The organism is Deltaproteobacteria bacterium (assembly GCA_029860075.1).
Lineage (GTDB): Bacteria > Desulfobacterota > JADFVX01 > JADFVX01 > JADFVX01 > JAOUBX01.
In genome coordinates, this window is the sequence record JAOUBX010000065.1 from 21,222 (window position 1) to 27,352 (window position 6,131).

The window sequence follows — 6,131 nt, forward strand, 5'->3', positions numbered from 1 at the left end:
GTATGTGACAGCTTTTTTTCTGCCTTGAATTAATTAAATCGGATTTGAAGGAGTTTTTTTGATGGACGTATGTGTCGTAGGTAGTGGATATGTCGGCCTTGTGGCAGGAGCATGTTTTGCTGATTCCGGTAATGATGTAATCTGCGTCGACATTGATGAAAGTAAGATTGAAAACCTGAATAAGGGGATTGTTCCTATTTATGAACCGGGCCTTGAAGAATTGATAAAAAGAAACGTAGAAGAAAAAAGATTGACTTTTACAACAGATGTTAAAAGTGCCGTCGAAAAATCCCTTGTTTGTTTTATTGCCGTCGGTACGCCTCCCGGGGAGGATGGCTCTGCTGATTTGCAGTATGTTCTTGGTGTTGCAAGAGACATTGGCCGAAATATGAATGGCTACAAAGTGATTGTCGATAAAAGTACTGTGCCCGTAGGGACGGCTGATAAAGTCAGGGAAGCTGTTGCCGGTGAGCTGAAAAAAAGAGGCGCCGGCTATGGTTTTGGTGTCGTTTCAAATCCCGAGTTTCTTAAAGAGGGCGCGGCCATCGATGATTTTATGAAACCCGATCGGGTGGTCATTGGTGTTGATGACGGTACTGATGCGGAAGAAATTATGAAAGAGCTTTATGAGCCTTTTGTAAGGACCGATAATCCCATTCTTATTATGGATGTGAGAAGCGCTGAAATGACGAAGTATGCAGCCAATGCAAAGCTGGCTGTCAGGATTTCCTTTATGAATGAAATAGCCAATCTTTGTGAAAAAGTTGGCGCTGATGTAAACAGCGTAAGAAAGGGAATTGGTTCTGACAGCAGGATAGGGCATTCCTTTCTTTTTGCCGGGATTGGTTATGGTGGTTCTTGTTTTCCAAAAGATGTAAAGGCCCTGTGTAAAACGGCTGCCGAAAATGATTATGATTTCAAAATTCTCGATGCTGTCGAAAGAGTAAATGAAATTCAAAAAGGTGTTTTGGTCGAGAAAATCACCAATTATTATTGTGGAGAAAAGAATGTTAAAGGCAAGACCTTTGCCCTTTGGGGACTCTCTTTTAAACCGAGAACCGATGATATGCGGGAGGCCCCTTCTATTGTTATTATTAATAAACTGCTTGATATGGGCGCTAATATCGTTGCCCATGATCCTGTGGCAATGGGTGAAGCAAGGCATATATTTAATGACCGAATAGAGTACAGAGATATCAATTACGATGCACTTGAAGGTGCAGATGCCCTGTTAATAGTTACGGAATGGAATGAGTTCAGGAGGCCTAATTTTGATCGTATAAAATCACTCATGAAAAAGCCGGTCATATTTGATGGCAGGAATATCTATAATCCCAGGGAAATGAAAAAGCTGGGCTTTGAGTACTTTGCTGTCGGGAGGAAGGTTTGAGAGTTCTCGTTACGGGAGGCGCCGGATTTATAGGAAGCCATCTTTGCGAAAGATTGCTTAATGAAGGGCATGATGTTCTTTGTCTCGATAATTTTTTTACCGGTTCAAAGGAAAATATTACTCACCTTATGGATAACCATAATTTCGAACTCATCAGGCATGACATTATCGAGCCCATTCTCCTCGAAGTGGATCGGATCTATAACCTTGCCTGCCCTGCATCACCTGTTCATTACCAGTATAATCCGGTAAAAACGACTAAAACCTCCGTCATGGGTACCATCAATATGCTGGGCCTTGCAAAAAGAGTAAGCGCAAGAATATTACAGGCTTCAACATCAGAGGTCTATGGAGACCCTAAAGTGCATCCTCAAAAGGAAGAGTATTGGGGAAATGTGAATTGCATAGGGCCAAGAAGCTGTTATGATGAAGGCAAGCGGGTGGCTGAAACCCTTATGGTTGACTATTACAGGCAGAACAGGGTAGACATAAAGATTGTCAGAATTTTTAATACTTATGGCCCCAGAATGGCAGAGAATGATGGCCGGGTCGTTTCTAATTTTATAATGCAGGCGCTTAGAGGTGAGAATATTACTATCTATGGTGATGGTACGCAGACAAGGTCTTTTTGTTATGTTGATGATCTTGTTGAAGGAATGATGAAGATGATGGAATGCCAGGATTTTACAGGGCCTGTTAACCTGGGAAACCCTGATGAATTTACCATGATCGAACTTGCAGATGAGGTGAAGAGAATAACGGGATCAAAGTCGAAGTTAATATATAAACCCTTGCCCCAGGATGATCCGACGCAGCGGCAGCCCGATATTTCACTTGCCATGGATAAGCTCGCCTGGAAACCTGAAATCAAGCTGAAAAAGGGGCTTGAAAAGACTGTTGATTACTTTTCTGAGAGGTTAGAGACCTGAAAAAGTGATTTTTTTGTATTTGTAAAGCTTCTTTTTTTGTTATGATACGAAAATACAAAGATATATTACCTCAAATTCATGAAAGCGTATTTGTCGAAGAGAGTGCGCAGATTATCGGTGATGTTGTTCTCGGTAAGGAATCGAGCGTGTGGTTTAATGCGACAATTCGCGGTGATGTAAACTACATCCGTATTGGAAACAGGACCAATGTTCAGGATAATTGTGTCCTTCACGTAACGAAGGGAACGCATCCTCTGGTTATTGGCAATGATGTAACCATTGGTCATAATGTTACGCTTCATGGCTGCACTATAAAAGACAGGTGCCTTCTGGGAATGGGGTCTATTGTGCTTGACGGTGCCCGGGTTGGTGAAGATTCTATTGTCGGGGCAGGCGCGCTTGTTACGGAAGGTATGAATGTAGAACCGGGAACACTGGTTGTCGGTGTTCCTGCCAGGCCGGCACGAGAACTGACCGATGAGGAAGTTAAAAGAATAAAAAAGTCGGCAATGAATTATATCGACTACATGAAGGATTACCAGACTTAATATTTTTAGTAAAGTCATAGAAAACAGGAATTCTTTCGTTGAATAGATCTGTTATAGCCTTTTTCTTATTATTGACCCTTGCGCTGCCGGTTCCCCATGCCTTTTCCTCGACAAACCAATATGGAGAGACGGGGCTTCTTTCCGTAGCTTCTTGTGAAACCATTGGTAACGGGAACCTTTGCCTTGGCCTTTGGGGAAACCTCTCCAAAGATAAAGATGGCGGCAAAAATAGTCTGATGCCTGCCTCTCTGACTTTCGGCATGTCAAAAGACCTCGAAATAAATATTTCTTATCCGAGCCTTCTTTTTAACAGCGATACGAATAATGATCCCAGGGGATACACAAACATAGGATTTAAACAGCGGATTTTTGGCACTAACCGGTCCAGCTATAAGCTCGCTATTTCAGGAGCAATGCTTAAACCGCAATCCACTGATCCCGATAAATCGGGTAAAACGGACTATGAAGGTAAACTCCTTTTGGGGGTGAGAGGAAAGTATGTAAAACTTCATCTGAATATGGGGTATCATGAAGCGGATACATTAACTTACGAAAATGAAACCTTTGTCAATGGCGCACTCGATACTTCATTTCATCCCAGGTACAGGCTCTTCCTGGAAATGGAATGGCGGTCGGGGCAGGTCCCTGATGAAGATAGTACAATGAGATATACACCGGGATTCCAGGTTTATATTACTCCATACCTGACTTTTACAGGTGGAGTAGATTTTTATCAGAGTGATGCTTTTGCCGAGCAGAGGATTATTGCAGGGATTTCTACATGCGGCGGCCTGGGGGAGTACATTGTACCTGTTCCAAAACCACCGAAGCCAATTATTGCAGAAGTTGAAAAACCAAAAGGTAAGCCGCCTATTCCTCTTTTACCAAAAATGATAACTGCCCGACGTGAAGAGATAGGTGTTGAATTCAGGGCGCCTGTTCCTCTTGCCCCCGTACCTGTTCCCGCTGCCCCTGAGGTTGCCGGTGTAGCTGCTCTTGAGGTACCCCTTACGGGGAAAGAGGAAGCGGTCCTGTTGCCTCCTGTCGCTCTGCCTCCTGCTGTTCCTGCCGGAGTGCCCAGTGTTGATGTCCTTGAGCCGGTTAAGCCGGTTAAAGGGAAAACAATGAGGAAGTTCAGACTTCCCGAACTGATGTTTGACACCAATAGCTGGACTGTCAGGCCTGAATCATTGCAATCCATTGGTCTTATTGCCCGTGAATTGCCCGAAGATAAAGAAAGTTTCTTTCTTAAAATTGAGGGACATACAGATAGTATAGGATCTGCCGTATATAATGAAAAGCTTTCACTGCAAAGGGCTTCTGCCGTTGCCGAGGCGATGATCGGTAAGTATGGTATTCCTCCTGAGAGAGTTTTTATTGAGGGCTACGGCGAAGGAAAGCCTATTGCCGGTAATGAAACTCCAGAGGGAAGGAGCCTTAACCGCAGGGTTGATGTTCTCCTTGTTGTCCCCAATAAATAGAGCCTCCTGAGGAATGATCTGGATGATGCGGTTGTTAACTAAGATAATTTTTTTTATCTCCCTCCTGATAATACCTCTTTTTTGCATTACTCCCTCTCTGTTTGCGGAGGAAAAAGAAGAAGGCATTGATGCGTTAAATAAAGCAATTAAAAATGGCAATGTCGTAGGCAGTGTGTATTTCGCTTTAAGAGAGGCCGAACTTGATACGAGGGCGATGAAAAAACTCGATAAGGTTGCCCGGTCTCTGATTGCGCTAAAAGGCCATTTTATTGTCAGGCTTGAAGGTTATGCTGAATCTTCCCGCGAGAAGAAATCGGCTATACTCCTTTCGATTCAAAGAGCCCAGTCTGTTAAGCTCTATCTGTCAGGAAAGTATCCCGAGTTGAAAGTAGCTTTCTATATGACCGGTTTCGGTCAAACAAGGCCCTTTGTTGCGGAGGAGGGGACTTCTATTGAAACGATAAGAAAGAAGGAAAGAAGAGTTGATATCGTTGTTTATTCGGGAGGAAGCTTTTTTGAAGAACCCCAGGAAATGAAAGTTGTTTCCAGAATTGGTTCTGCTGGAGCAACGGCCGTTGCAAAGCTGGTTTCTCCACTGGATAGTTTTACCCTTACCCCTCCGGTGGACGTCTTATGTGGTGAGGAATTTAGTGTCCAGGTTCAGGCCCTTGATGCGAAGGGTAAAGTTATTGAAAACTATGGCGAAGCAGGCGCTGCAGCTCAGCTGATACTAAGCAGCGCAAGTGAAACAGACAGGATCAATATCGAAGCAAAGAGCTTTGTTAATGGTGTTGCCACTGTTCCTGTAACACATTTGAAATCCGGTGCACTAACGCTGGTGGTGAAAGACATTACAGGAAAAATAAGTGGAAAAAGTAAAACTGTCAAAGTCAGGCCGGCTAAAACTGATCACTTTGTGGTTTTCTCACCGCAGCTTGCCATGGTCGGTGAAGAGTTTAGCGTTAGTGTTACCGCTGTTGATGCCTATGATAATGTTGTTAAAGATTATTCAAATAGAGGAAAAGGTGTCAATGTTACTGTCTCCGGGAATGGAGAAATAACACCTAAGGTCATAGAGCCTTCACAATTTAGTGATGGTGTTGCTCAGGTTGCTTTTATCTACGGTAAAGCTGAAGAGATTGTAATAAACTTCCTGGATAAAGAAACGGCGGCTAAGGGTAAAAGTGAGCCTTTGGTGGTAAGTGGAGAGGCGGCTCTCAAAGAGGTTGGCATACCTGCCGGAGTACCTGCACCTGCCGAAGTGCCCGCTCCTGTTGAAGTGCCCGCTCCTGTTGAAGTGCCCGCTCCCGTTGAAGTGCCCGCTCCCGTTGAAGTGCCTGAACCCGTTGAAGTGCCTGAACCCGTTGAAGTGCCTGCTCCTGTTGAAGTGCCTGCACCCGTTGAAGTGCCCGCTCCTGTTGAAGTGCCCGCTCCTGTTGAAGTGCCCGCTCCTGTTGAAGTGCCCGCTCCTGTTGAAGTGCCTGCTCCTGTTGAAGTGCCCGCACCCGTTGAAGTGCCCGCTCCTGTTGAAGTGCCCGCACCCGTTGAAGTGCCTGCACCCGTTGAAGTGCCTGAACCTGTTGAAGTGCCTGAACCTGTTGAAGTGCCTGAACCTGTTGAAGTGCCTGAACCTGTTGAAGTGCCTGAACCTGTTGACAAATCCACTTCTCAAGGTTTGTCACCTTTTGACGATTTGCCTGCGCCTGTGGATGTTTCCCCTGGTGAAGATGTGTCGGTACCTGAAGAAGAACCGACGGTTGAGGAAGCGCCCGTTGCTGAAGAC

Annotated in this window: 5 protein-coding genes; all 5 read left to right on the top strand. The window is 44.8% G+C overall.

Going from position 1 to position 6,131, the window contains the following annotated elements; all coding sequences use genetic code 11:
* Positions 1-61: 61 nt before the first annotated feature.
* Positions 62-1,390 (top strand): UDP-glucose/GDP-mannose dehydrogenase family protein, encoded by a 1,329-nt coding sequence (locus OEV42_16500; protein ID MDH3975875.1) that lies wholly within the window; start codon positions 62-64, stop codon positions 1,388-1,390.
* Positions 1,387-2,319 carry an SDR family oxidoreductase gene (locus tag OEV42_16505; GenBank protein MDH3975876.1) on the top strand — a complete coding sequence of 311 codons (933 nt, stop codon included), beginning with the start codon at positions 1,387-1,389 and terminating at the stop codon, positions 2,317-2,319. Before OEV42_16500 ends, OEV42_16505 begins: the two co-directional genes overlap by 4 nt.
* A 41-nt stretch (positions 2,320-2,360) precedes the next feature.
* On the top strand, positions 2,361-2,867 hold the full coding sequence (locus tag OEV42_16510; protein ID MDH3975877.1) for a gamma carbonic anhydrase family protein: 507 nt from the start codon (positions 2,361-2,363) through the stop codon (positions 2,865-2,867).
* 38 nt (positions 2,868-2,905) lie between these two features.
* On the top strand, positions 2,906-4,348 hold the full coding sequence (locus tag OEV42_16515; protein MDH3975878.1) for an OmpA family protein: 1,443 nt from the start codon (positions 2,906-2,908) through the stop codon (positions 4,346-4,348).
* Between the two features lie 172 nt (positions 4,349-4,520).
* On the top strand, positions 4,521-6,131 hold a 1,611-nt coding region (locus OEV42_16520), incomplete at its 3' end, for an OmpA family protein (protein MDH3975879.1).